This window comes from Prosthecobacter algae, from assembly GCF_039542385.1.
GTDB lineage: Bacteria > Verrucomicrobiota > Verrucomicrobiia > Verrucomicrobiales > Verrucomicrobiaceae > Prosthecobacter > Prosthecobacter algae.
In genome coordinates, this window is sequence record NZ_BAABIA010000007.1 from 45,006 (window position 1) to 70,952 (window position 25,947).

General features: G+C 60.0%; 21 protein-coding genes. 12 read left to right on the forward strand and 9 right to left on the reverse strand.

Features of this window, described 5'->3' with window-relative positions; translation table 11 throughout:
- Positions 1–158 precede the first annotated feature (158 nt).
- Both dxs and xseB read right to left on the reverse strand, forming a co-directional pair.
- Positions 159–2,045, reverse strand: a complete 1,887-nt coding sequence (gene dxs, locus ABEB25_RS16655) for a 1-deoxy-D-xylulose-5-phosphate synthase (RefSeq protein ID WP_345737559.1) — start codon at positions 2,043–2,045, stop codon at positions 159–161.
- A gap of 6 nt (positions 2,046–2,051) precedes the next feature.
- Complete coding sequence (xseB, locus tag ABEB25_RS16660; RefSeq protein WP_345737560.1) at positions 2,052–2,393, reverse strand: exodeoxyribonuclease VII small subunit; 342 nt, start codon at positions 2,391–2,393, stop codon at positions 2,052–2,054.
- Between the two features lie 129 nt (positions 2,394–2,522).
- Between xseB and ABEB25_RS16665 the strand changes: the two genes are divergently transcribed.
- The 5 genes from ABEB25_RS16665 to ABEB25_RS16685 all read left to right on the forward strand — a co-directional run bounded on the left by ABEB25_RS16665 (position 2,523) and on the right by ABEB25_RS16685 (position 9,162).
- Positions 2,523–3,197: a hypothetical protein gene (locus ABEB25_RS16665; protein WP_345737561.1), complete on the forward strand. Its 675-nt coding sequence runs from the start codon at positions 2,523–2,525 to the stop codon at positions 3,195–3,197.
- 206 nt (positions 3,198–3,403) lie between these two features.
- Positions 3,404–5,818, forward strand: a complete 2,415-nt coding sequence (gene bamA / locus ABEB25_RS16670) for an outer membrane protein assembly factor BamA (protein ID WP_345737562.1) — start codon at positions 3,404–3,406, stop codon at positions 5,816–5,818.
- Positions 5,819–5,874: 56 nt separating this feature from the next.
- Complete coding sequence (locus ABEB25_RS16675; protein WP_345737563.1) at positions 5,875–6,489, forward strand: OmpH/Skp family outer membrane protein; 615 nt, start codon at positions 5,875–5,877, stop codon at positions 6,487–6,489.
- Between the two features lie 69 nt (positions 6,490–6,558).
- A complete protein-coding gene (gene lpxD / locus ABEB25_RS16680) occupies positions 6,559–7,608 on the forward strand; it encodes a UDP-3-O-(3-hydroxymyristoyl)glucosamine N-acyltransferase (RefSeq protein WP_345737564.1) in 1,050 nt (349 codons plus the stop codon).
- 903 nt (positions 7,609–8,511) lie between these two features.
- Positions 8,512–9,162, forward strand: a complete 651-nt coding sequence (locus ABEB25_RS16685) for a hypothetical protein (RefSeq protein WP_345737565.1) — start codon at positions 8,512–8,514, stop codon at positions 9,160–9,162.
- Between the two features lie 950 nt (positions 9,163–10,112).
- Here the strand turns inward: ABEB25_RS16685 and ABEB25_RS16690 are convergent.
- Entirely contained in the window at positions 10,113–10,451 is a 339-nt protein-coding gene (locus ABEB25_RS16690) for a transposase (RefSeq protein WP_345737805.1), read from the reverse strand.
- Between the two features lie 574 nt (positions 10,452–11,025).
- Here ABEB25_RS16690 and ABEB25_RS16695 point away from each other — a divergent pair.
- Entirely contained in the window at positions 11,026–11,529 is a 504-nt protein-coding gene (locus tag ABEB25_RS16695) for a transposase (protein WP_345737566.1), read from the forward strand.
- 823 nt (positions 11,530–12,352) lie between these two features.
- Here ABEB25_RS16695 and ABEB25_RS16700 read toward each other — a convergent pair.
- The 3 genes from ABEB25_RS16700 to menA are packed head-to-tail and all read right to left on the reverse strand — an operon-like array spanning position 12,353 to position 15,378.
- A complete protein-coding gene (locus tag ABEB25_RS16700; RefSeq protein WP_345737567.1) occupies positions 12,353–13,489 on the reverse strand; it encodes an AMP-binding protein in 1,137 nt (378 codons plus the stop codon).
- Positions 13,490–13,516: 27 nt separating this feature from the next.
- Positions 13,517–14,491, reverse strand: coding sequence for a hypothetical protein (locus ABEB25_RS16705; protein WP_345737568.1), 975 nt, complete (start codon positions 14,489–14,491; stop codon positions 13,517–13,519).
- Positions 14,488–15,378, reverse strand: a complete 891-nt coding sequence (gene menA, locus ABEB25_RS16710; RefSeq protein ID WP_345737569.1) for a 1,4-dihydroxy-2-naphthoate octaprenyltransferase — start codon at positions 15,376–15,378, stop codon at positions 14,488–14,490. Before menA ends, ABEB25_RS16705 begins: the two co-directional genes overlap by 4 nt.
- A 181-nt stretch (positions 15,379–15,559) precedes the next feature.
- Between menA and ABEB25_RS16715 the strand changes: the two genes are divergently transcribed.
- Complete coding sequence (locus tag ABEB25_RS16715) at positions 15,560–16,987, forward strand: AAA family ATPase (RefSeq protein ID WP_345737570.1); 1,428 nt, start codon at positions 15,560–15,562, stop codon at positions 16,985–16,987.
- A gap of 54 nt (positions 16,988–17,041) precedes the next feature.
- On the opposite strand, the gene ABEB25_RS16720 is transcribed toward ABEB25_RS16715, so the two are convergent.
- Together ABEB25_RS16720 and ABEB25_RS16725 are read right to left on the reverse strand one after the other, a co-directional pair.
- Positions 17,042–17,956: a hypothetical protein gene (locus ABEB25_RS16720; protein ID WP_345737571.1), complete on the reverse strand. Its 915-nt coding sequence runs from the start codon at positions 17,954–17,956 to the stop codon at positions 17,042–17,044.
- Positions 17,957–17,965: 9 nt separating this feature from the next.
- Positions 17,966–19,216 carry an OmpA family protein gene (locus tag ABEB25_RS16725; RefSeq protein ID WP_345737572.1) on the reverse strand — a complete coding sequence of 417 codons (1,251 nt, stop codon included), beginning with the start codon at positions 19,214–19,216 and terminating at the stop codon, positions 17,966–17,968.
- Between the two features lie 136 nt (positions 19,217–19,352).
- Here ABEB25_RS16725 and ABEB25_RS16730 point away from each other — a divergent pair, with 136 nt between their 5' ends.
- From ABEB25_RS16730 to menB, 4 genes are all read left to right on the forward strand, one after another.
- Positions 19,353–20,267: a PfkB family carbohydrate kinase gene (locus ABEB25_RS16730; protein ID WP_345737573.1), complete on the forward strand. Its 915-nt coding sequence runs from the start codon at positions 19,353–19,355 to the stop codon at positions 20,265–20,267.
- Between the two features lie 497 nt (positions 20,268–20,764).
- Positions 20,765–21,310: a hypothetical protein gene (locus ABEB25_RS16735; protein WP_345737574.1), complete on the forward strand. Its 546-nt coding sequence runs from the start codon at positions 20,765–20,767 to the stop codon at positions 21,308–21,310.
- On the forward strand, positions 21,307–22,071 hold the full coding sequence (locus ABEB25_RS16740) for a hypothetical protein (RefSeq protein WP_345737575.1): 765 nt from the start codon (positions 21,307–21,309) through the stop codon (positions 22,069–22,071). The genes ABEB25_RS16735 and ABEB25_RS16740 overlap by 4 nt, the downstream gene beginning before the upstream one ends.
- 112 nt (positions 22,072–22,183) lie before the next feature.
- Positions 22,184–22,996 carry a 1,4-dihydroxy-2-naphthoyl-CoA synthase gene (menB, locus tag ABEB25_RS16745; protein WP_345737576.1) on the forward strand — a complete coding sequence of 271 codons (813 nt, stop codon included), beginning with the start codon at positions 22,184–22,186 and terminating at the stop codon, positions 22,994–22,996.
- Between the two features lie 230 nt (positions 22,997–23,226).
- Here the strand turns inward: menB and ABEB25_RS16750 are convergent, their stop codons facing one another.
- Positions 23,227–24,180: a rhomboid family intramembrane serine protease gene (locus ABEB25_RS16750; RefSeq protein WP_345737577.1), complete on the reverse strand. Its 954-nt coding sequence runs from the start codon at positions 24,178–24,180 to the stop codon at positions 23,227–23,229.
- A 95-nt stretch (positions 24,181–24,275) separates the two neighbouring features.
- Here ABEB25_RS16750 and ABEB25_RS16755 point away from each other — a divergent pair, with 95 nt between their 5' ends.
- Positions 24,276–25,913 (forward strand): UxaA family hydrolase, encoded by a 1,638-nt coding sequence (locus tag ABEB25_RS16755; RefSeq protein ID WP_345737578.1) that lies wholly within the window; start codon positions 24,276–24,278, stop codon positions 25,911–25,913.
- The last annotated feature ends 34 nt before the right edge of the window (positions 25,914–25,947 follow it).

Below are 25,947 nucleotides of genomic sequence, written 5' to 3' on the forward strand. Positions count from 1 at the left end.
CTCCAAGCTCAGCCCCCCAACACCTCCAAACCCCAGGACTGGGCAAGTCCCGATCCTTGGGGCCTTTCCACCGTCGAGAGAGCCTTCACCCACCCACAAAAAAACCGCTACCGTTTTCCGGCAGCGGTTTTCAAAACATTCTCAGAACAAAAGGCCGATCAGGCCAGCTTGCTCAGCACTTTCGCCACGGTGTTTTCCACCGTGAGGCCGTGCTTCTGGCGCAGGATCGCCGGGGTGCCGTGCTCCACAAACTCATCCGGCCAGCCGATGCGCACCACCGGGGTGGTGATGCCAGCGGTGGAGAGCTGCTCAATCACCGCACAGCCAAAGCCGTTCATCAGCACGTGGTCTTCCAGCGTGCACACCACCTTCACCTTTTTGGCGTAGGTTTCGATCACGGCATTGTCCAGTGGCTTGATCCAGCGCGGGTTGATGAGGGCCACGGAGTATCCCTTGGCCTCCAGCTCCTTCTTCGCCAGTTCAGCCGTGGCAAACATGTCGCCCAGGGCGATGAGGGCCACGTCGCTGCCATCGGCCACCACTTCGGCCTTGCCGATTTCCAGGAGATGCGGCTTCGCCTTCGGCTTCACGCCCGGACCGTTGCCACGAGGGTAGCGGATGGCGATCGGCCCCTTGTCGTAGTTGGCCATCGTCCACAGCATGTCCACAAATTCATCTTCATCCTTCGGCTGCATGTGCACCAAGCCGGGAATGCCGCGCAGGTAAGCGATGTCGAACAGGCCATGGTGAGTCGGGCCGTCATCCCCGCTGAGGCCGCCACGGTCCATGCACAGGCGCACTGGCAGGTGCTGGATGGCCATGTCATGCAGGATCATGTCCACCGCACGCTGCATGAAGGTCGAATAAATGGTTAGGAAAGGGCGCAGGCCCTGCACCGCCATGCCACAGGCAAAAAGAGCCGCGTGCTCTTCGGCAATGCCCACGTCGAAGTAGCGCTCCGGAATCTCCTTCTTGAAGGCCATCAGGCCCGTGCCACCAGGCATCGCCGCCGTGATGGCCACGATCTTTTGATCCTCCTTGGCAAAGTCTGTGACCGTGCGCGCATAGATCTGCGAATACGTCGGCTTGTCCGTGGCCTGCACCTCACCGGTTTCGATGTTGTACTTGCCCAGGCCGTGGAACTTGCCCGGATCTTCCAGGGCCGGTTTGTACCCACGTCCCTTTTCCGTCAGGATGTGCAGGATCACCGGCTCATTCTGCGTCTTCAGGAACTCAAAGGTCTGGATCAGCAAAGGCAGATCATGTCCATTGATGGGGCCGTAATAACGAATGCCGAACTCCTCAAACAGCGTGCTGCGATTGTGCGCGCCTTCGCTCTGCGGCAGCAGCAGACCTTTGGCCGAATTTTCCACGCGTTCCGCCAGCTTGCGAGCACCGCCACCGAGGACAAATTCCACAAACTTCGCCGCTTTGTCATGCAGGTTGGCAAAGCCCGGGTGCGTGGCGATGGTGTTAAAATACTTGGCGATGGCACCGACGTTTTTGTCGATGCTCCACTCATTGTCATTCAGCACCGTGATCAGGCGCTTCGTGTGGGAGGAGATGTTGTTCAGCGCCTCGAAGACTGGGCCGCAGGTGAAGGCCGCATCGCCAGAGACGCAGACCACATGGTCATCCGTCCCCTTCAGGTCACGCGCCGTGGCCATGCCCAGCGCCGCCCCCAGGGCCGTGCCCGCGTGGCCAGCCCCATAGCAGTCATGCTCGCTCTCACTGCGCAGCAGGAAGCCGTTGAGGCCCTCATACTGGCGGATGGTGTGGATCTTGTCCCAGCGGCCCGTCAGCATCTTGTGGACGTAACCCTGGTGGGCCACATCAAAGACAAATTTGTCCTTCGGCGTATCAAACACGCGATGGAGAGCGAGGGTGAGCTCGACCACGCCCAGATTGGGACCGAGGTGGCCTCCCGTCTGGCTCAGGGTCTCGATCAGAGTGGCACGGATCTTTTCAGCCAACTCTGGAAGTTTTTCCAGCGGCAGGGCTTTGAGATCAGCAGGGCAAGTGATGGCGGGCAGGGTGGTATCCACGTGGTGTCAGAAAAGTCGGATGTCGTCAGTGTCTTCTTCAGCCTCGGCAGGCTTCTTTTTGCGGACCGGAGCGGCAGGCCGGGCCTTTTCCTCCGGCACTTCGGCCACCGCAGCAGGATCAAACGGGGCCAGCGCAGGCTTGCCCTCGGCATCGGCCGTGATCATCTCGATCCGGCGTCTCGCCACCTCGATCCTCTGCCGGCAGACCTTCAGCAGGCCCATGCCTTCCTCATAGCTGGAGACCATTTCATCCAGCGGCATTCGGTCCCCCTCCATCAGCGCCACGATTTCCTCCAGGCGGTCCATGGCCTGTTCAAAGGAAGATTCGTGGGGGGCGGCGGCGCTCATTTGGGTGGTGATTCGGGGGCGCGCATTATCAGGACACAGGCAGCAGCCGCAAGCAGGAAAAAACAGAGATGTTCAGTTGAAGAAACCTGTCTTGATTCATTTTGCCAGCGTTCCTATGATTCTACGACCATGAAAACCATCCTTTCATCTCTATCTTTCCTTTTTCTTGCAGGCCTCTCCGGCCTCCAGGCCAATCCTGAGATCCCCGTCGCCGTCGCCCAGAGCTTCGGCACCGCCACGGCGGAAAGCATCCTCCTCCTCAAAGGCACCGGCACCACCGCCGAGCCCGCCGAGTGGACCGCCTACTCCCGCGATGCCTTCCGCCCCGAGGACGTGCTGCGCATTTCCGTGAAACTCGATGGCGCTTTTTGGAAGGCCTCCCCCGCTGGTGCCGGCACCCGCATCCTGGACCGTGTGCCCACCCGCCCGCTGGATTTCAAAAAACTCCGCTACCGCAGCGCCGATGCCCGCGTCGTCGCCGCCAAGTCTGCCGCCCTCGCCCAGACCACCTTCGTCAGCATTGACTACCAGCTCGCCACCAACAGCGAGACCGGCACCCCCGAATGGGGCATGGCCCTGAAGGACGAAACCGGCTACGAGGTCGGCTTCGTCGTCGTCTCTGCTGAAACTGGTGCCGTCTCCTTCCAGGACTGGTCCCCCCGCGTCCCAAGCACCGCTGGCACTCCTGAAGACGAAGGCGAACGCGCCGCCCGCGCCGTGAAACGCGCCGCCCGCAAGACCTGGAACTGGACTGACAACGCCCGCAAAGAGACCCGTGGCTTCTTCCGCGAACTGTTCCGTTAAGCCCTTAAACACACTTTTTTCTCTCCTGGCCCGCCGCTGTCCCCCCGGACTCGGCGGGCTTTTTTTATGAAACCTTTTATGGAACTAAGAGAGCAAACCTGTTTTTACACCTTGACGCCCCTTGTGAAGGTCAGCATTACTGCGCGACTCCCTGCTCTTTAGGCCGGGGGTCATCAGTCCTTCTCCCGAACACCTCTCACGTCGCTATGATCCACGGAGTCCTCTCTTCTCCCCAAAACGCCCTGCGTCCGCTCCTGGTCGCCGCCTTCGTCACCTTTGCCTCGGTCGGCAGCCACGCCCAGGTTTCGCTGGAGTCCCCAGCCGCTGCAGGCCGCCGGATCGTCCGTCAGGTGGATGTTGTTTTTAAAGGTGCCGCCACCATGGATCCCGCCCGCGTCCGCGCCCAGATGTCCACCCGTGAAGGCGAACCCTACACCGATGAATCCGTGGAGCGCGACCTGCGCACCCTTTACGCCACCGGTGCCGTGGAAAACGTGGACATCCAGGCCGTGAACGTGGCTGGCGGTGTGAAAGTCGTCGTCACCATCTCCGGTCGTGGCGGCATTGGCGAACTCGGCTTCCTCGGCAACGCCGCCTTTGACAATGACAAGCTTCGCAAAGAGATCGAAGTGAAGGTGGGAGATCCTGTGGATGACGCCAAGCTCAGCGCCGCCCAGCAGAAGATCCTGGAAATGTACCAGAAGAAGGGCTTCTCCGATGTCCTCGTAACCTACGACGTCTCCCCTTCCACCAAGGAAGGCTTCTCCACCGTCCTCTTCAAAATCGAAGAAGGCGGCCGCGGCCTCATCGGCGACATCCGCTTTGAAGGCAACGACAACATCAGCTCCCGCACTCTGAAGTCCAAGCTCAGCTCCAAGGAAAAGACCTTCTGGCGTCTCTGGGGCAAGGCTGGCAAGCTCGACAACCAGGCCGTCCTCGAAGACGTGCGCAAGATCGAGCAGGCCTACCAGGACGAAGGCTACGTCTATGTCAAGGTCGGCTACCGCCGCGAAGCCGAGAGCGACACCAAGGTGGCCCTCGTCTTTGAAATTACCGAAGGTACCAAGTATGAAGTGGCCGCCGTCGCCATCGAAGGCATCACCATCTTCTCCCAGGACGAACTGACCCCTGCCATCCTTACCGAGGCAGGCTTCCCCTACTCCGGCAGCGACGTTCGCGGTGACGAGAAGATGATCCAGGACTACTATGGCTCCCGTGGTTATGCCGACGCCCGCGTCGAAACACGCCTCTCCGATGCTGGCCCGGCCAAGCTGAACGTGACCTACAGCGTCTATGAAGGCACCAAGTCCTTCATCCGCAAAGTCAACATCAGCGGCAACATGAAGACCAAGGATGAAGTCATCCGCCGCGAACTTCCCTTCTCCCCTGGCGACGAGTTGAACACCGTCCAGATGGAAACCGCCCAGACCCGTCTGGAAAACTTGAACTACTTCGAAACCAAAGGCGAGGCCAATCCCCTCACCGTCCGCCCAGTCTCCACTGAAGTGGACGGCTTCAAGGACATCGAAGTCAACGTCACCGAGAAACCCACCGGCTCTGTCAACTTCGGCGCAGGCTTCAGCTCCATCGACAGCATCGTCGGTTTCATCGACGTCACCCAGACCAACTTCGACATCTCCGATTGGGGTGACTTCCGTGGCGCAGGTCAGCGCTTCAACATGAACATCCGCTACGGCCCACGCCGCCAGGACTTCAACCTTTCCTTCACGGAGCCTTGGTTCCTCGGCCAGAAGCTCGCCTTCACCACCGAGCTCTTCTACCGCAACATGTTCTACCTCTCCCAGGCTGACCGTTACGAGCAGACCAACGCCGGGCTCTCCCTCGGCCTGCGCAAGCCCATCGGCGAAAACGCCTACTTCGAAACCACCTACACCCTTCAGAGCATTGATCTGAACGTCCAGGAGGACGAAGACCCGAGCCAGCTCATCCGCAACGAAGACGGCGAGTTCATCCAGAGCAAGGTGGACTTCGGTTTCGTGCATGACACCCGCGACAGCGTCTTCATCACCCGCAAAGGTCACAAGTTCGAAGCCGGCCTCATGGCCTCTGGTCTCGGTGGCGATGTGGAAGTCTGGGGCGGCAACATCGGCGGCCAGCAGTTCTTCTCCCTCCCAGGCGATACCATCCTCAGCTTTGAAGGTATGGCCCGTTTTGTAGACGGTTGGGGCAACTCCGGCACTTCCAGCTCCGACGTGCCAATCTTCGAGCGCCTCTTCCTCGGCGGTGCCAACAACCTTCGCGGTTACGACTATCGTGAAGCCGGTCCGAAGGACAGCACTGGTGAGCCTATCGGCGGCAATGTCTCCCTCTACGCCAGCATCGAATACTCCTTCCCGATCATCGAGAAAGTCCGCGGTGCCGTGTTCTACGATGTCGGTTATGTCTCCACAGACATCACCGCCACCAATGCCACCACTGGCGGCGTGAAGAACGGCGGTCCTATCGTTGGCGATGGCGAAGTCTATTCCAACATCGGCATCGGCCTGCGCATGTTCCTCCCTGTCGGCCCTATCCGCCTCGATCTCGGCCTGCCCCTCGTGAAGGACGACTTCACTGGCGACAGCCCGCGCTTCCAGTTCAACATGGGTTACAAATTCTAATCTGCGCCCAGGCGCATTGAACAAAACCTCTCTTCGATCCATCTTATTCCTTCTCTATGATCCGTCTTCTGACCTTAGCCTTCCTTGCTACCAGCCTCACCCTCGCCAGCGCCGCCGACCTCAAGTTCGGCGTCGTGGACATGTCCAAAGCCTTTTCCGAGTTCCACAAGACCAAGGAAGCGGCAGAAAAGTTCAAGTCCAACGTGGACAAGGCTCAGAAGGAAATGAACGACCGTTGGGCCGTTTATAAGAATCTGATGACGGACATGCAGAAGCTGAAAAAGGAAGCCAGCGATCCGATCATGACCCAGGATGCCCGCACCAAAAAGGCGGCTTCGTTTGATGAGAAGGCCAAAGAACTGCGCACCCTCGAGCAGGAAATCGGCGAGCAGCAGAACCGCCGCTCCTCCCAGCTCAAGCAGGAAGACGTGCAGATCCGCCGTGGCATCTACGACGAAATCCTCGTCGTCGTCCGCGACAAGGCCAAGACCGAAGGCTACGATTTCATCTTCGACAAGTCCGGCATGAGCCTCTCCACTGTGCCTGTGCTCATCTATTACAAGGACGCCGTTGACGTGACCGACCAGATCGTCGTTGAGCTCAACAAAAACGCCCCTGCTGCCAGCGCTGCGCCTGCCGAAACCAAGGCCGAAGAGCCCAAGAAGCCCTGATCCAAGTCCGTTTAATTCAGGGCACGCCGAAGCGATTTCCGGCGTGCCCTTTTTTCTGTCTCGCGCCGCATGAGCACTTCCATCACGCATCATCGCCTGGCTGAACTGGTCGGTGGTGAACTCTTCCAGGGAGAGCCCGAGGGCCTCATCACCGGATTGAATTCCATCTCCGAGGCTGAGCCCGGCGATGTCACCTTCCTCGGCAACGAGCGTTACCTCTCCGCCCTCCGGCACACCCGTGCTACCGCCGCGCTCGTCGGTCTCGACTTTGCCGAACCCCTCCCCGGCCTCGCCCTCATTCGGGTGGAAAACCCCACGCTCGCTTTCTCCAGCGTCATCCGCTTCTTCGGGCCGCCCTCCCGGGAGTTTCACCCTGGCGTTCATCCCTCCGCCGTTGTCGCCCAGTCCGCCCAGTTCAACCCGGAACGCGTCTCCATCGGCCCCTGCGCCGTCATTGAGGAAAACGTCGTCATTGGCGACGGCACCATCGTCCACGCCGGCGTCTTCATCGGCCACGGGGCCCGCATCGGCATGGACTGCGTGCTGCACCCGAACTGCACGCTCCGGGAAATGACCCTCCTTGGCGACCGCGTCATCATCCACAGCGGCACCGCCATCGGCACCGATGGCTTCGGCTACCAGTTCAGCCAGGGCCGCCATCAGAAGATCGAGCAGGTCGGCATTGTTCAGATTGATAACGACGTCGAAATCGGCTCCTGCACCACCATTGACCGCGCCCGCTTTGGCCGCACCTGGATCGGCGAAGGCACCAAGATCGACAACCTCGTCCAGATCGCCCACAACGTCGTCATCGGCCAGCACAGCATCGTCGTCTCCCAGGTCGGCATCTCCGGCAGCACCCACATCGGCAGCCACGTCACCATCGCCGGTCAGGTCGGCATCGCCGGCCATCTCGAGATCAGTGATCAGGTCACCTTGCTCGCCAAAGCCGGCGTCACCAAAAACATCACTGAACCCGGCGCCTACACTGGCTTCCCCGCCAAGCCCCTCATGGAAGGCCGCCGCATGCTCTCCGCACCTGCCAAAATCCCCGAGATGATGGAGCGCATCCGCGAGCTCGAAAAGAAACTCGCCGCCCTCGAAAAAGCCCAGGCCTGATCCGCGCCCCCGTGTCCGCCCACGCCCAGGCGGGCGTTGCCACAGCCTGTCGCTCATCGCGTGTCCAGCACACGGGATGGTCAGACCGCGAGATCTCCGCCGTCGCGGGACTGGTGTCTGCGCTCCAGGAGGCGGGGCTGCCGAAAACCGAACCATGGTTTTTATGGCGATGCGAGAGACTCTAACAACGGAAGCTCAGTGACCGGATGGGGATGAATATCATTTTCTCCCCATTTGGGGATTCCAAGGCCTTATCCGTTGATTTTCAGCGTTTTGTGATGGGGATTTCTTGGGGATGCATTTCCCCATCTGGGGAAGTTTGGGGATTTGTGGGGAGGATTGAGTCATAGAAACCATAAGGGATGCAAGGGGCTTCTGAAGGGGTGTTTTTGGACGGCAGGCATCGGAGTGCAACACTATGTTTGATATTATCTAATGATATTATAAAATGGGGGATTTGCAATGGATTCGCTGTGAGGCGACCAAATCCTGAATGAAAAATTACGAGCAGTCTGGCCTGAAGCACAGGGAGAGGCGAAGGCTTCGTGTCTGGGGTCGGGGAAGGTGAGCATTGCGGGGGTTGTCTGTTTTCAGTTGCCGCTGTTCCGGTTTCAGAGTTGGTACTGGTGATGTAAATACTGGTAAGCAATATTTATGGATACTTGTAGATGAGGCGAATCGGGTAGGTGGGGGTTAGTGAGAGAGGGCTGGCTTCCACGGCTGGAATGGAGGAACCAAGATTGGACTTGGGCGAGGAGATTGATCAGTGCTGAGGTCTGAGATCTTCGTTTCAGAATCTTATGTTAAGATTCGCTGTCTGCCCCCATTTTCCGTATTTGACCCGTTTTCCCCGCATTGCAGTCACGTCCAACCAAATACAAGATCAGTCCCACCCGCACCACCATGCCCACCACTCCCGAAAACCAAGATGTCCCGGAAGACGAAAAAGACCTCACCATAAAGGAGGAAGTTATCAAATTTAAAGGGCCGCTGCTGGCCATTCCGGGAATGTGGATTGTGTTCGGGTTGGCTCCTTATTTGTTCTATGATACTAATGATGGACGTGGAACCTTTGGCGACATGTTCGGTGCCGTAAACAGCCTGTTCAGCGGTCTTGCTTTCGGTGGCGTTATCTGTGCCATCTTGCTCCAGCGCAAGGAACTGCAGCTTCAACGCCGAGAACTTCGGCTCACCAGGCGCGAAATGGAAAAATCATCCAATGCACAAACAATTTCAGCAAAAGCTCTGAGCCTTCAGTTTGAACTCAATAAATTATCAGCGCAGCTAGCTGCTTTTGCCACTGTCCTTGCAGCCAAACAGCAGGCAGCAGCGAATTACACGGGGCTTTACCTTACCCACGTGGGCAATCAAAAGAGCAGGTTAGAACCATCAATGCTCCGAGCTGAGAGCGAAGCCAAAGTTTATGATGAGAGAGTGGCTGGGATTATCAAAGAAATAGACCGCTTGAATCTGGAACTGGAAGCCATCACCTATCCCACAACTCCAGCACCATCTCCACCGGATACTGGTTCCCCCAATGCTACCTCAGATTGACCGGCACCAGCACGCCGCATCGCACCAGATTCTTCACGAGTCACAAGTTGCCTGGCAGCTTATAAAAGGACCTTAAGAATAGCTGGAACAAAGGAACCAAGATTGGGATTGCACGTGAGCGAGGTGATTGATCAGGGCTGCGTCCTGGGATCCTGGTTTTCAGGATGTTTGGTCAAGATTTGCTGGCTGACTCCATTCCCTAGTTAAGCCGCGTTCGTTCATTTCCATAGTGCATGGCAAGCAAGATATTCATTGATGACGATGCGAATGGAAATGCCGGATTCCACCGATGCGTGATAACGATACATACCGAGCTGGACTACTATCCAAGGATACTCGGGTGGAGTGTCTATACCGACCATGTGCTGCATGGCGCGGCTACCAACCTCCGGCCAGACTGTAATACCCTCAGTGTGCGGCGACTCAAATGCGTCTCGGTCTGAGTCGGACATTAAGCCCAGCGGAGTAATCTGAATTACGTCGGGTTCCTCTGGATGAGGCTCGTGCAACTCGTAGAGTGCATGTCCTTGCGCCAACTTCTTTATGACAGAGTAGACGCGATGATGCTCTGGACTGAAGATAATCCCTTCGGCGGACTGTGTCCGACTCTGCTCAATTCGGGCGCGAAGAGCTGGTGTGTCGGACAATATCCTCTTAATCTTCGGGCGAGAAATTTTGGCGGGGTCGGTAGAGCCTGCAATGACGCACGAGAGCAAGCAAGCTAGATACTGTTCATCAGGTGAAAATCGTTCGTTGCAATTGGGGCAGGCGGGAACGACCGGCAAGTTGTCAGGGTATGGCTCATCAAGGAGAACACGGGATGGGCAGTGGTCACGTGTACCGGTGCCACCGCCGCAGAACGCGCAAAACGCTAGATGACGCTCGTCACCATATAAAGGCGTTTGAAGCATAGAATGTGAAAGTTGCCTAGGGCGTGTTTTAAAATTGGTTTATGAGGGATAAAGTGCAGATGCCGAGCAGGACAAAGCCCTGAAGGAGACATCTGTTTTGTCGTAGCGCGTGGTGTTATGCTGTATCCTTTTAATCGTCTCAAAGAAGTTCTCCACCCGGTGCCTTTTCTTGTAAAGCTCCTTGTCGTAAGCCGCCGGGGTCACCCAGTTGCTGCGCAGCGGGATGCGGGCTTTCATGCCTTTGCTTTGAAGAGGATCGCGCAACGCATCGCTGCCGTAAGCTTTGTCCATGAGCATATGACTAGCCTCCACCGTTTCAATCATGGCAGGCGCATGCACGACATTGGCCAGAGTTTCCGGTGTCAGGATCAAGGCCAGGGGCTGGCATCCATCGCCCTTTCATGATGGCAACATTACTTGGGAGACTGGTGGAGCTCTCGGGGATTGGACGCAACCTCGTTGAGGTTGGCCGGGAAAAGGGCTGGCGAGGAGGTCGGTCTACCCAGGGTTCTGCGAACCCTGGGCTCAATGACATAAGCCCTTTGGGCTTTAGGTGAGGAGACGAGACGTGGGTGATGGCGGAGCCCCCAGGATTCTGCGAACCCTGGGCTCAATGACGCAAGCCCTTTGGGCTTTGGGGGAAGAGACGAGACGTGGGTGATGGCGGAGGTTTTTTGGGCCGCCGTGTTCATCAAGCCCAAAGGGCTTGGGAATCTCAGCCCAGGGTTGGAACAACCCTGGGTTAGGCGGACGATGCAAAATGATGAAGGGTGAACCTCAACGAGGTTCCGTCCAGGGTTGGGCCGACGGGGCCATTCGACGTAGGACACAACCTCGTTGAGGTTGATCGTGATGTGGTGTTGGGGCGTGACGATGCCCCCAGGGTTCTGCGAACCCTGGGCCCTGGGCTCAATGACGCAAGCCCTTTGGGCTTTGAGGGAGGCGGGAGATCGTGAAAGTTGGACTTGAGAGCTTTGACAGCCACTTCAATCTTTTGGTTATGCCTCAATCGTTAGCCCGAGTTGTGATTCACACTGTTTTTTCGACGCAGGGTCGTGAGCCTGTTTTTCAGAACGCGGCATTTCGAGGTGAGCTGCATGCGTATCTGGGAGGGTGTGCCAAAACACTCGACTGTCTGCCTCTCCAAATAGGTGGGGTGGAAGATCATGTGCATCTGCTGACGACGTTGTCGCGGACGATCACCATCGCTGATTTTGTCAAAGAGGTGAAACGGGTTTCAACGGCCTGGATTCAAACTCGAGGCGGTTTGTTTCGACAGTTTCATTGGCAAGCAGGTTACGGATGTTTTTCTGTGTCCGAATCCAAGGTGCCTGCAGTGATCCAGTACATCGAAGGGCAGGAAGAACATCATCGACAGCACACCTTCCAGGAAGAGTTGCGTCGCATTTTGTCGGCGCACGGGCAGGCGTGGGATGAACGGTATGTGTGGGATTGAATGAGCCCTGTGGGGCCTTCGACTGTGGACGCACCCCCGTTGGGGTTGATCGTGTGATGGTGATCTCGTGTGGTTTGCCCCAGGGTTCTGCGAACCCTGGGCTCAATGACGTAAGCCCTTTGGGCTTTGGGGGAAGAGACGAGACGTGGGTGATGGCGGAGGTTTTTGGGCCGCCGTGTTCATCAAGCCCAAGGGGCTTGGGGATCTCAGCCCAGGGTTGGAACAACCCTGGGATAGGCGGACGATGCAAAATGATGAAGGGTGAACCTCAACGAGGTTCCGTCCAGGATAGGGGCGTGAGGAATCTTCGACGGAAGACACAACCCCGTTAGGGTTGATCGTGATGTGGTGTTGAGGCGTGACGATGCCCCCCCAGGGTTCTGCGAACCCTGGGCTCAATGACGCAAGCCCTTTGGGCTTCATCTAGGAGGCTGGAGAGGAGGGGCCTGAACAAGGACGCAGAAGAGCGGGGATGTGATGTTCTCTGTCTTGGTCATTGAAGGGATATCTAGGCGGCTCCGTCGCATAGAATGGATGTGGGCAGTTGCGAAGCCGCGAAGCGAATGCCCACGCTCCTCTCGGTACGCTTGGACTTAGAGGGTCGAGAAGAGTCGGGGCAAGGAGGGTTCGGTCGTCGCTCTGCGACTGACCGAGGGGTGTTTGGGGTGGGACGCGGTTACTGGCCTTGAAAGGCCGGTCTAATAGACGGTCGCCGCTCTGCGGCTTCGGGACCCAGGCCACCCGCTGGCGCGGGCAGCTACCGCACGTGGGGGCTTCGCTATGCGGCCTTGTTTGGAACCCAGAGCAGGCAGGAGTGCCCGCTTCACTTGCTGGGAGAGGCTTCGACAAGATGGCGGAGTTCATCCATTCGCATCTTCCCCAGGTCACTTCGCGGAATGGCGTCCACTTGATGAGTGCGGCTGATGCGTAGCCAGGGAGGGGAGGCGGTGTGGAAGGCGGCGATGAGGGGGGCGGGGTCGGGTTGGCCGGACTCGGTCACGAGGATGAGTTGGGTTTCGGCACGGGGGTCTGGGAGAGGGAGGAGGACCGGGGGGGCGGGCCAGCCGTGTTGGCGGGCGAGTGTCTCGATCTGCTCCTGCAGGGGGGCGAGATGTACCAGCTCGCCCAAAATCTTCACATAGCCGGATTCCCGTCCGGTGAACTGGAGAAACTGGCGGGTGCCATGCTGCCATAGCCGCACGCGGTCCCGGGTGCGCAGTCCCTCCGGCGGGATCGCTTCCCAGGCCCATCCCGCTGCCGTCTGCCGGGCGTAACCCGCCGCCAGTGCAGGGCCGCTCAGGATCAGGCGCTCCTCCGCATCCGTCGCCACCTGCCAGTGCGGCAGCACCTCCAGCGACTTCACATCAAACACGGCGCCGAAGGTGTTGTAGGGCTGGGTGGCGATCTGGGAAGCGGCCTCCGTCATGCCGTAGCTTTGGAAGACGCGCCAGCCGAGCTCCATGGCGGCATCGGCGAGGGACTGGGACATACCACCGCCGCCGATGATGGCGGCACGAAGGGTGTCTGGACAGGGGATGCGGGCCTGCACCAGATCATGCACCTGAGTGGGGACGAGGGAGACGAGGGTGATGGCTTCCTTTTGGCACAGGGCGGCAAACTCGCGCGGGTTCCATTTCGCGTCGGTGTGGGTGACGCGGCTGCCGCTGAGGTGGGCGCGGGCGAGGATGGAGAAACCGCCGACGTGGTGGAGGGGCAAGGCGATGAGCCAGTGGTCCGCCGCTGTGATTTCAAAATGGGCATTCACCGCCGCCGCCGAAATCATGACCGCCTTTTTGGTTAGGCCCACCCACTTGGGCGTGCCCTCGCTGCCGGAAGTCTGGAAGAGGCAGAGGCCCTGCCATCCTTGCTCCGATAGGAAGGCATCCAGACCTGACGCAGCCTCGGGCTGGGCCGGATTCACCGCGATGTGGTTGGCCGTGCTGTTCCAGTCTGGGGTCATCGGGAGTAATTGAGCGCCTAACCAAGATTAGTTCAAGACGCGCCAGGGCAGACGCTCCAGCACATCGCCAAAACCCAGCCCGCCACCGCTGAGGTCGGGCGTCATCCAGCCGCCGGTCACCTGGATGCGCTCAAAAAAGCCGTCGGGCTCAAACAGGTGCTGGGTGCTGAGGCCGCAGAGGCCCACCAGCCCACCCAGTTCCTGCCTCGCCACGGCCGCCTCATACGCGGCGAACATCTGGCCCAGGCCGTGATCCATGGCTGAAGTGAGTACCAGCGGCTTGTCCGGGTGCCTTTCCGCCACGGTGCGCCAGTCTCGCCGCGCCGGCTTCACCACCACGGCCTCGTAGCCCTCGGTGCCATCGCGCCAGCCCTTGTCCAGGGCCAGCTTGACCCCCCACTTGGCCTGGCAGGCCGCCCACTGCGCCGCATCATACGGGAAGGGATCTTCCACAAAGTCGAGCTGCCGGTAAACTCGCAGCGGCATGAACTCGACAAACTTGTGGAAGTCCTCCGCCCGGAGGCAGCCATTAAAATCCACCCGGAATCGGAGGTCCCGCCCATCGGACAAGCGGGCGCAGTTTTCCAGAAACCGGGTCGTTTCGCCATAGCTCGCATAGCCTTTGGCCTTGATGGCCAGCCAGCCCTCGTTCAGCACGCGCTCATACTGCGGCACCGTCTCCTGGGCAAAGCTCCAGGAGTAGTGGCTGCGCGGAATTTCCAGTCCGTCGAAGAGGCTCACCCCGGCCTCCCGGGCCGCGCCATCCACCGCCGCACAGCGCAGGGCCATCTCTGTGACGGGCGTGGTCACCCCCTGGGCCAGCAGGCGCAGTTGCTCCTCCACCGGGGCATCGCCGAATTCCGGCCAGGGATGCACGCAGCCAAACCCCGAGCCGACCCGCAGCAGCGCGCCGGGGAAAATCCGGCGGTGCGAGGCGGAATTCAGCGCCACGCCACTGCGCAGCAGGTATTCATAAACATAGATCGGCGATGGAGAGATCACAGGGGACTGATGGGTGATCTGGATACGCCCCAGCAGAACAATCCGGCGAAGAGAAGCAACTGCATGCCGCTGAGCGCCAGCAGTCGGTTGTAACCGGGACCCGGAGGCTGAGTCCAGATGCGCAGGATCAAAAATAAGCCCACCGGGGCCACGGCCAGAGGCACCGTGAGGGCCCGTGGAAAATCATTTTCCCACCAATACAGCCCGGCCAGATGCGCCAGCAAAATGAGTGCGGTGATCTCTAACCGGCCAAAAGTGATGCCAAAGCGCACGGCCAGGGTCCGCTTGCCCGTGGTGCGGTCCTCCGCCTGATCCCGCAGGTTGTTGATGGCGATGAGAACCGTGGAGAGGCAGCCGATCTGGAACCCGGCCACGAGGCCCGCCACCAGCCACTCCCCCGACTGCACAAAGGCGGAGCCCAGCACCGCCACAAACCCAAAAAACAGGATCACAAACAGTTCCCCCAGTCCCCGGTAAGCCAGCGGCATGGGCCCACCCGTGTAGCCATAGCAGAAATACAGCGAAGGAATGCCGATGGCCACGATGGCCCAGCCACGCGCCTGGATCAGCGGCAGAGACAGCAGCGCGGCCACGCCCAGCATCAGCCAGGCCGCCGTCATCACCGCCTTGGGGGACATGACCCCGGCCGCCGTGATGCGCCGCGGCCCCACCCTGGCCTGGGTATCTGCGCCCTTCATGAAATCCAGCGCGTCGTTGAACCAGTTCGTCGCCACCTGCAGGGCGATGGTGCTGCCCAGGGTGCACAAAAGCAGCCACGTGCTCCAGTGCCCGCTGATTTTCCACCCCAGCACGGAGCCCACCACCACGGGCGCGATCGCAGCCCCAAGAGTCTTCGGGCGGGCGGCGGCAATCCAGTCAAAAAGCATGTGGGGGGCAGTCTAGGGGTTCAGGGGCGTCCGGCCATCAAGAGACAGGGTCAGCCGCATTTCAACCCCGAACGTAGAACCCTATGAAACGCGAAAGAAATCTCTCGCATCCTCCGCCACCTGCTTTTAACTGCCTCTGTGACAGGCACCCCTGTGCCATCACCCCCCTGATCTAAAGGCTATGTCTTCTCTCCAGGCCATCCGCGACGCTCTTGAGCAGTCGCCCGACAACGTGTCCCTCCTTCTGCTCTTTGGCCGTGCCAGCATGGAGCTCTTGCAATTGGAAGACGCCCGCGAGGCTTTTGAGCGGGTGCTTGCCATTGACCCCGACCACACCGACGCCCAGCTCGGCGTGGCCCGTGTGCTTTTCATGGAAGGCGATGCCTCTGGTGCCGCCGTGCGGGCCGAGCGCGTCCTGCTCCAGGAGCCCGACAACGCTTCCGCCCATCTGCTGCTCAGCCGTGTGCACCTCAGTGAAAACGACCGCGCCAAGGCCATCGAGCATTTCGACCGCGCCGCCCAGATTGACGGTACCATGAGCGATCCCGCCCTGGAGCGTGAGCTCGGCCGCACCGCCCGCGATGCCCGCCGCACCTCCCCTGCCCCGGCCACGCCCGAGCCTCCGGCCAGCAGCGACACCCTGGAAGACGGCGAATCCTCCCAGGAATTCTACGACGATCCCTTCGATGAGCCGCCCTATGACTGGCGGCCCGAAACCTTCTTTACCCCAGGCGATCCGAACCGCTTCGAAACCACCTTTGCCGACGTCGGCGGGATGGAAGAGCTGAAGGAAGAGATCCGGCTGAAGATCATCTACCCCCTGCAATACCCGGACCTCTACAAGGCCTATGGGCGGCGCACGGGCGGTGGCATCCTCATTTATGGCCCTCCAGGCTGTGGCAAGACGATGGTTCTGCGCGCTGTCGCAGGCGAAGTCCCCTGCAACTACCTCTCCGTGGGCCTGCACGAGATCTTTGACCCCTACTTCGGCAGCACCGAACGGAACCTGCACCAGATCTTCGAAACCGCCCGCGCCAATGCCCCTTGCGTGCTCGTTTTCGACGACCTCGACTCCCTGGCGCAGGACCGCCGCAACGTCCGCGAAAGCCAGCTCCGCAATCTGGTGAACCAGTTTCTGCATGAGCTCGACGGCCTTCGCGAAAACCAGCGCGTGCTCGTCATCGGCGCGACCAACCAGCCGTGGTCGCTCGATCCCGCCTTCCGCCGTCCAGGTCGTTTTGATCAGGCCATCTTCGTCCAGCCGCCAGATGCCGGTGCCCGTGCCCAGATCATCACTCTGCTGGCCAAGGATAAACCGATCTCCAATCTAAACGTCGAAGCCCTGGTGGAAGCCACCGCCGGCTTCTCCGGTGCCGACCTCGGCTGGGTCTTTGACCGCGCTGCTGAACTGGCCCTCTCCGCTGCCATTCATACCGGCCAGCCGGTGCCCATCACCATGGAGCTGCTGCTCAAGGTGGCGAACAGCCACACCCCCAGCACCCAGAGCTGGTTTGAAGGCGTGCGCGACCATGCCCAGCAGGTGTCCCCCGACGGCTTCTTCAACGAAGTCCGCAAGTTCCTGAACGCCCCTTCCTCCAAGGAAAGGTAGGACAGGATCCGTCCCCCCGGAACTCACGCTGTATGGCAGCGTGGGTTTAGGGCCTCAAACCAAATCTCCCGACATCAGGCGTTGGGCCTGCAACGTCCATTGCTCGCGATCAATGCGGTCCTTGAAGGCCAGCCGACGCGAAAACTCCCGCACTTGCGGAGTGTTCCAGGCAGCGATCTGCTGAAACTTATAGATGCCCAGCTCCTGCAGCCGATGTTGAAGCCCGGGTGAGATGCCTTGGATCCGGGTTAAATCGTCCACATCCTCAGGTGGCTCTTTGAAGATCAACCCCAAAACGGGATCTTGTTCAGGAATCACCGAAGGCAGCGAAGCAGGGTCCGTCACGGCGGAAGACTCCTCATCCAGGATGAAGCTCAGGGGTGAAAACGGCGGCTCATCAGCTTCTTGGGCAGAGGTTTCATCCTCAGTCTCTACAGGCTCCTCATCCAGCAGAAATGAAAACGGCTCCACGGCCTCCTCGGTCACTTCAGGTGCGACGACCGCCTGCTTTTGAAGCGCACGCAAACGCAGGCGTGAACGCAGAATCGGCGCATCCTTCAAAAAACCTTCCTCAGGCAGCAGCGACTCCGGTATGTCTGGAATGGAAGGAATCGTCAAATGGGTTTCCACCGGGGCAGGCTTTGCAGCAGCCCGTTCTGGAAACACCTCACTGACACTCGGTAGCACCTCCGTCAGCAGGGCCGCCGGTGCCGCCGCAGGCAGTGCCCCGGTCGCAGGGCGCACCGCCTGCTCGGCCAGCTTCCGCTTCAGCCCGGCCATTTCCTCCCGCAGTACATTACCTTCCTCGATCAGGCGCTGATTTTGCCGACGAAAACGCCCCCAGATCAGAGCCCCAAACCACAGCCCCAGCAGGAAAAAAACCAGCCCCAGCCCAGCCACAAAGACCCCGCTGTGCAGCAAAAAATACAGCAGCGGTCCGGACTCCAGGGATGTAAAATCGTACTTCATTTCAGGGCTTCAGCGCAACAGGATCTCCACGCTGTCAATCTGCGCAGGAGCGCCTGCCGTGCCAGCAGGGACTGCATCAAAGGCCATCGTTTTCACATCGCTCGCAGGCAGCCCCTGCTCCACTAGAAATGAATGCACCTGATCCGCACGTGCCAGCGCCAGTCTTTTGCCCTCCACTACATTCGCTTCCGGGTCAGGATGCCCGCCGATGATCAGCCGCGCCGCCGGGCCTGCCGTCAGCAGCAGCGGAGTCAGCGCCGCCAGCCGGGCCTGCTGCTCCGCAGTCAGCATGGCACTGCCGGGGGCAAATCCCATAGGCTGGGCAGAAAGGGCCTGCTTTAGAGATTCCCCCTGCGCCTTCGGCAGCGGACTTTCCGATTCATAGCCAGGAAAATGAAACGTTGAGGGATAGTGCGTCAGCTTTAAAGTCACCCTTTTGCCTCCGGTCACGGGTCGCAGTAGGGCCAGCCACTCGCTTTCCAGCGTTCGTGTCGCAGGCGCTTCCAGCAGCGGCTCCCCCTGGTCATTGATCCAAAAACGACGCGGAGTTGCCGTGGCAAAAAAACGCTTCACCAGCGGCAGCAGCGTCCCGGCATCGGCAAACTCAGCCGGCAGTGTGTGCGTGCTCTCCAGCAGCTCCTCCCGGCCCGCCTTTTCAAACTCAGCCGTCAGCGCCGCTTTCAACCCATTGGCAGGGAGCATGCCCTTCATCAGCAGCCCCTTTTCATCCTGCACCAGATCGATCCAGCAGGCCACGCGCAGCTTTTCCAGGAGGGGCTCCATCAGGGAGCTTTCCGCGCTCAAAGGTCCCTTCTCACCCTCCGGCCACCGCACTTGCACCGCCGGGCGGAGTTTGCTCGTGTCCAGGGTCAGATCCGGTCGCAGCTTGCCCAGCAGTTGCGAGACCTCACGGATGTGGACCTCCCCCGGCAGCCAGCCCTCTAGGCTTAGCTTTGCCCCATCAAGCCGGGCATTCAGGCTTGCGGGGATGCACAAATCATCGGCCACCAGGCGCACGGGGCCCGTCTGCACCACCGTCGCCCGCGCCTTTTCCAGCGAGTCCAGGTCCGGTGCATTGCCCGCCACCCGCAGGTCCAGGTAACGCAGATCCACCACCGCCGCACGGATGCCATTCTCGCGCAAGGCCGCCAGGGCCTTGGCACGCAGGCCCGGGAGCTGATGCTCCGTGAATATCCACCCATGCAGGATCATCGCCAGCGGCAGCAGCGCCAGAGTGATGAGCAGCAGGGAGAAACGCATGGAGTCAGGCAGGCCAAGGATGAACGATATTGACACAGGGGAGGGCCAACGGATACTCCGCCGCCTTCTGCACCGGACAACCTACGGAGGTCCGATGCAGCGCTGCAAGAACTATTCCCACACGCCCCACTATCCCATGTCAGTCATCATCGCCGGAACCGTCGCCCTGGACAATGTCAAGACCCCTCAAGATGCCCAGGAGAACCTGCTCGGCGGCTCTGCCTCCTACGCAGCCTTGGCGGCCAGCATCTTCACCCCTGAAGTCCACCTCGTCGGCATCATCGGCCACGACTTCCCTCAGGCCCACCTGGACCTCCTCAGCAGCAAAGGCATCACCCTCGACGGTCTCGAGCGTAGCACCGGTGCCTCCTTCACCTGGAGCGGCGAATACCATGACGACATGAACAGCCGCACCACCCACAATGTGGCCATCAACGTCCTGGAACATTGGACGCCCAAGCTCTCCACCGCCGGTGCCGCCGCCAAGATCGCCGTACTGGCCAACATGAGCCCGGACAACCAGATGCAGACCCTCGAGCAGTGCACCGGGGCCGATTTCATCACTGCTGACACCATGGATCTCTGGATCAGCATCGCCAATGACCGTCTCCATGACGTGCTGAAAAAGATCGACCTCCTCGTCATCAATGACGGCGAAGCCAAAGAGTTCGCCGGCACCACCAACCTCGTCGAAGCCGGCCGCCGCCTTCAGGCCAAAGGCCCACGCTTTGTCATCGTCAAGCGTGGCGAACATGGCAGCTTCCTGTTCGGCGAAAACAGCGCCGACTTCTTCGCCTGCTCCGCCTACCCCCTCGACTCCGTTTTCGACCCCACTGGCGCAGGCGATTCCTTCCTCGGCGGCCTCGCAGGCTGGCTCTCCGCCAACGGCAAGACCAAGCCCACCTTCGACGATCTCAAGACCGCCGTCGTTCACGGCAGCGTCACCGCCAGCTACACCTGCGAAGCCTTCAGCACTCACAAGCTGCAGACCGTGACCAAAGCCGATGTCGCCAGCCGTCTGGCCCAGCTCAAGGGATACACCAGCTTCTAATTGGAAGCCGGTCAGCTTTCGCAATACTTTCGGTCATTGACGGCGTTTCCCGCGCCATCAATGGCCGTTTTTTTTCGCCTTTCCCAATCGGATACACCGTAGAAGAGGCGGCTTCGCAGGTGCTCAATTTCCTTGCCTTTGCTTCTGACATTTAAGAAGCTCAGAGCCATGGCTCTTAAATGAGCTCTCAAGTTGACTCCTCTGCAATGAGCCATTTTCGCAAACATTGCCTATTGTTTCTGATAGCTGCCCTGGGTGGGGCTGGAGTGGCCTGGGTTGTCGGCCCTGAAGTTCATTCCCCTCATTCTCGCACTGCGGGAGGTAAGGCGACACCCGGTCTTCGGAAGGAAGATCCAAACTTCAGAGCCGAATCCCCCGCTTCCCCGTCGCCGCAACTGGCTGCGCCATGGATTAAAACGCAGTCAAAAGCTACCAGCCCCGTTTCTACTCCTGAGCCCAGCTCCATCGCCACCCCAGCCGGGCAGGAGCATGACCAAATGATGCTGGGACTTCTTCGCTCGTTAAGGACATCCTCCGAGCCAGTTTCTCCTCAGGAAGACCCCTCCCGGCTCAGCCTGAAAACGGCGTTGGAAAAGCTCCTGAAACACCTCAGACAATCTGAGCTGGCACGGTCCAAGATCTCCCGGCGGGACACCGAGGGCTACATCTCCACCTTTGTGAAAATCACCCCTCCGACGCCCTCTGAAATCCATACGCTGAAACAAATGCTGGCCGAGATGCAAGCGGACCTCTCCCCTGGGCAGCTGATCCAGTTTCAAAACGAAAGCTTGCTGCTCTTTCGCCAGTTTGTCTTTGCCCAGGACAAAGTGCTCGTCGTTTTCATCACTGAACACTTTGCCCGCTCACCTTCCAAAAGGGGCAATTTCCACAGCCATCTCACCAGCAAGCCCGACCTGTATCGGCATCATCACAATGGGGAACAGATTGGCGTCCCCCCTGGCGAGTCCAACCTCGAGGGCGGAGTTTTGGCCAACCCGGTCCCTCCAGCCTTCCGGTATTATCATTTAGCCAGCAACAGATGATGCAGACCGCCGTCGCCACCTCTGACAGGCCCAGGCTTTCCTGGCTTCCTCTGCCCGCAGGATTTCTGGCGGGTTTCCTTCTTGTCTATGGCTGGCAGTTGGGCAGCGGGCACACCGGGCCGATAGAACTCCCTCCTCATCCCCCTGCCGTCCCGCCCGTCTCCAGCCTGCCCCAGGCAGGCAGCAAAAATGGAGGCGCAGACACCTCATTCTCCAAAACGTTGCCGGTGAAGGCCGCCGATGACTTGTTGTTTCAGGCTCTCCATGTCGAAAACCAGCTCAGAAAACCGATTGGCAGGCTTGAGAAACATCTCCAGGAGTGTGAGCTGAAAGCCGCCCGCTCACAGCAAGTGGGTGGACCCGATGGAGACTCCATCGTGCGCATTGAGGTGCCCCCATTTCGCAATGCCGATGTCGAAGCATTCTGGAGTCTCGCCGAAAACGAACTGTCAAAGCTCGCCCCCGGCCTCCAGTCTTACTTTATTGCCAGGGTGCAAAATATTCAGGGACAGTTTCTCAGCCATCCTCAGGATTCGGGTGTCCTCTTTGTGAAACTGCAGGGAACCCGCGTTCCTGGCGAGCCTTCCGTGCAATATTGGTTTTTTCAAACTTCGGAACCCGGCGGCTATGTCCTCCACCCAGACGGGACGATTGGCCTGCCTGAAAACAAGCCGCTGCCCCAAGGAGCCGCCTGGCTTGATCACAATTCCATGAAGTTGCCCCGGCGCTTGAAGCATCTGGTCGGCTTCAAAGAAAGCTGATTCCAGAAGTCCGTCCCTACCGCCTGCCCTGGAAAATGAAGCCCGCCGGACTTGCGCAAGTGAGGAGAGGTGAGTAGAGCAGTTGCCGTACCTCGCACATCATACACTCACTATGTGGACCACCATCCAGACCTTCCAGGACATCAAGCTTGAGAAAACCGCCGACGGCATCGGCAAGCTCACCATCAACCGGCCCGAAGTGCGCAATGCCTTCCGCCCCCAGACGGTGAAGGAGATGCTCGTCGCGCTGGACATCCTGCATGAGGACCGGGAGGTCGGGGTGATCATCCTCTGCGGCGAAGGGCCGCTGGCCTTCTGCTCCGGCGGTGACCAAAAGGTGCGGGGCGATGCTGGCTACATCGGTGACGATGGCGTGCCTCGCCTGAACATCCTCGACGTTCAACGCAAGATCCGCACCCTACCCAAACCCGTCGTCGCCATGGTGGCCGGTTACGCCATCGGCGGGGGCCACGTCCTGCACGTCGTCTGTGATCTCACCATCGCCGCCGACAACGCCCGTTTTGGCCAGACCGGCCCCAAAGTCGGCTCCTTCGACGGCGGCCTCGGCTCCAGCTACCTCGCCCGCATCGTCGGTCAGAAAAAGGCCCGTGAAATCTGGTACCTCTGCCGCCAATACGATGCCCAGCAGGCTCTCGAAATGGGTCTCGTCAACACCGTCGTCCCCCTCGCCCAGCTTGAAGAGGAGACCGTCAAATGGTGCCGTGAAATGCTCGGCCACAGCCCTCTCGCACTTCGTTGCCTCAAAGCCTCCCTCAATGCCGACTGCGACGGCCAGATGGGCCTGCTCGACCTAGCTGGCAATGCTACCCTTCTCTACTACATGAGCGAAGAGGCCAAGGAAGGCAAAAACGCCTTCGTCGAAAAACGCAAACCCGACTTCGACAAGTTCCCCCGCCTCCCCTGAGGCGCCCACGGCCCCAGTCAATTCCCCTTCCCGCTAAGCGCCCTGGACTGCGCCAGTCCTCTGGCGCTTTCGAGCTTCCTCAGCCACCCCAAGGAGCGGGGCTTGCCAAGCCCCGTTTCTTTGAGCTCACGTCCGCCCATGAAACCATGAGGACGGCAAAAAGACGCCTTGGCAGAAGCATGCTAAAAAACAACACTTATTGTTAGACGCGCACTCCCGCCCCGCCTAACCTACTTTAAAAAACGCCGACTGGCACGTTCCAGGGCGCGGCGTTCATCATCGGTCAGGCTTCCCATGCCGTGGTCGTTGATCTTGTCCAGGATGGGATCGATCTCGTCCTTCATCAGATCCACCAGCGGATCATTGCGTGGATTCTCCCGCCGCACGGCCTCCATGTCCACCTCCACCACGGGCCGCCGGGGGCGCTGGGCACGGGCCATCTCCGGTCTCCGGCGCAGAACCGAACCCGCAGACACAGGCGGATTCAGCAGATGGGCAGGCACACCGCCATAACCCAGGGAACGGGCAAAGTACCAGCCCGCCAGCCCCGCCCCCACATGGGCAAAACAAACGGCTGCGCCATTCGGCATCCATTCAGGAAAGGCCCCCATCCAGCTCAGCAGCCCCAGCAAGGTGCTCCCCGCCAGCAGCAGCCGCGCAAAGCGCCAGAGGCTCAGCCTCAGCAGCGGTACCTCTTCTTCGGGCATCGCCACCGCATAGGCCAGCAAAAGCCCCATCGCAGGTACCGAAGCCCCCATCAGCACCAGGGAAGTGGACTTCAAAGCATAAGCAGAAACCGCCAACGACACCGCCGCCCCAAACAAACCCGCCAGAGCGTGAATCAAAACCAGATTCCGCCCCCCATACAGTGCCTGAACCCTCTGCCCCGCCATCCACAGCAACAGCAGGCTGCTCAAAAAAGCCCCCCAGCCGCTGTGTACAAACATAAAACTGAACGGCGTCCAAAAATGCCCGGACGTCAGTTCATCCAGACTTAGCCCGCCCAGAGGCCGGATCGGCTCCCCGGTCAGCGCATCACGCAGCCAAGCTTCCTGCAGCCCCCACTGCACAAAAAACACCGCCACATTCAGGGCAAACACCACATGAAAAGCCGTCCACCTTCGCAGCCACTCGCCCAACGGCGGCGGCCGCGTGCGCATGTAATCGCGATCATCAAGTGACATGGACGGAAGAAGAAAGGCAGGTTTTCAGTAATTGCCTGGATCACTTGAGATACGTGATTCAAACTTAAAACTGACAACCATCCATTTTACCTCACATGCTGCTCCGCGTCCATCCCGCTGATGATCTCATCGTTGCCCTCCAGGATCTTCCGGCCGGGAAGCCCCTCTCCCTGGACAGCCAGCAATGGATCCTGCGCGAGCCTGTCCATGCCAAGCACAAGTTCGCCGCCCGCGACTTTGCCACGGGAGATCTCGCCACCATGTACGGCGTCATCGTGGGCCGCGCCACCCAGCCCATCCCCGCTGGATCCCTCGTCCACACCCACAACCTCAAGCACGAAGCCGCCGCCTTTTCCGGCAAAAAGCAAAACGTAACCTGGACGCCACCGGACGTCACCCGCTGGCATGGCCGCACCTTTCAGGGGTATAAACGCAGCCACGGTCCCGCTGGAACGGCCAACCATTGGCTTGTGATTCCGCTGGTCTTCTGTGAGAACCGCAACCTCGCCTTCATGCGCGAGGCCCTCACCCGAGCGCTCGGTTATGCCCGCAGTTCTCCCTACGAACGTTACGCCCAGCAACTGGCCGACAGCCATCGTCAGGGCCTGGGCATGCCCAGCCTGGATTCCCTCAGCCTCGAAACCCTCGCCGCGCCCTCACCGCTCTTCCCCAATGTCAGTGGCATCAAGTTCCTGGAGCACGGCCTCGGCTGTGGTGGCACCCGCCAGGATGCCATCGCCCTTTGCCACCTCCTCGCCGGATACATCGCCCACCCCAATGTCGCCGGGGCCACCATCCTCAGTCTTGGCTGCCAGCATGCCCAGGTCAGTCTTCTGCAGGATTCCCTGGCCACGCTCTATCCGCAGTTCGACAAACCACTGCACATCTTTGAACAGCAAAAATGCGCCTCTGAGCAGGACATGATGGCCCAGGCCATCCGCACCACCTTCGAGGCTGTCGCCCGCGCCAATGAGCAGACCCGCGTCCCCTCCCCGCTGTCCGATCTCATTATCGGCGTCGAGTGCGGCGGCTCCGACGGCTTTTCCGGCATCTCAGCCAACCCTGCCATCGGCCACACGGCAGACCTCCTCGCTGCCCTCGGCGGTGCCCCGGTGCTCTCCGAGTTCCCGGAACTCTGCGGCGTGGAGCAAAGCCTCTGCGACCGCTGTGTCACGCCCGAACTGGCCGACCGTTTTGTCCACCTCATGCGCACCTATGAAGGTGCCGCGCAGGCTTGTGGCTCCGGCTTTGATGCCAATCCCTCCCCCGGCAACATCCGCGATGGACTCATCACCGATGCTATCAAGTCTGCCGGAGCAGCCAAGAAGGGCGGCACCTCCCCAGTCGTGGATGTGCTGGACTATGGCGAGCCCATTCGCAGACACGGCGGCCTAACTTTGTATTGCACACCCGGCAATGATGTCGAGTCCACCACCGCCCTCGCCGGAGCCGGATGCACGCTCATGCTTTTTTCCACCGGACTCGGCACCCCCACAGGCAACCCCGTCTGCCCCACCCTCAAAGTCGCCACCAACAGCACCCTCATGGCACGCATGGGCGACATCCTGGACTTCGATACCGGCCCCATCATTGATGGGGGCAAGAGTGTGGAAGAGATGGGCGAAAGCCTCCTGGAACTCTGCATCGCCACCGCCAGCGGTGACTACACCCCCAAGGCCGTCGCCCTCGGCCAGGACGACTTCCTCCCCTGGAAGCGCGGCGTCTCGCTTTGATCCCTCTCGCAGGGAGACAAAGCACCTCCAAGAC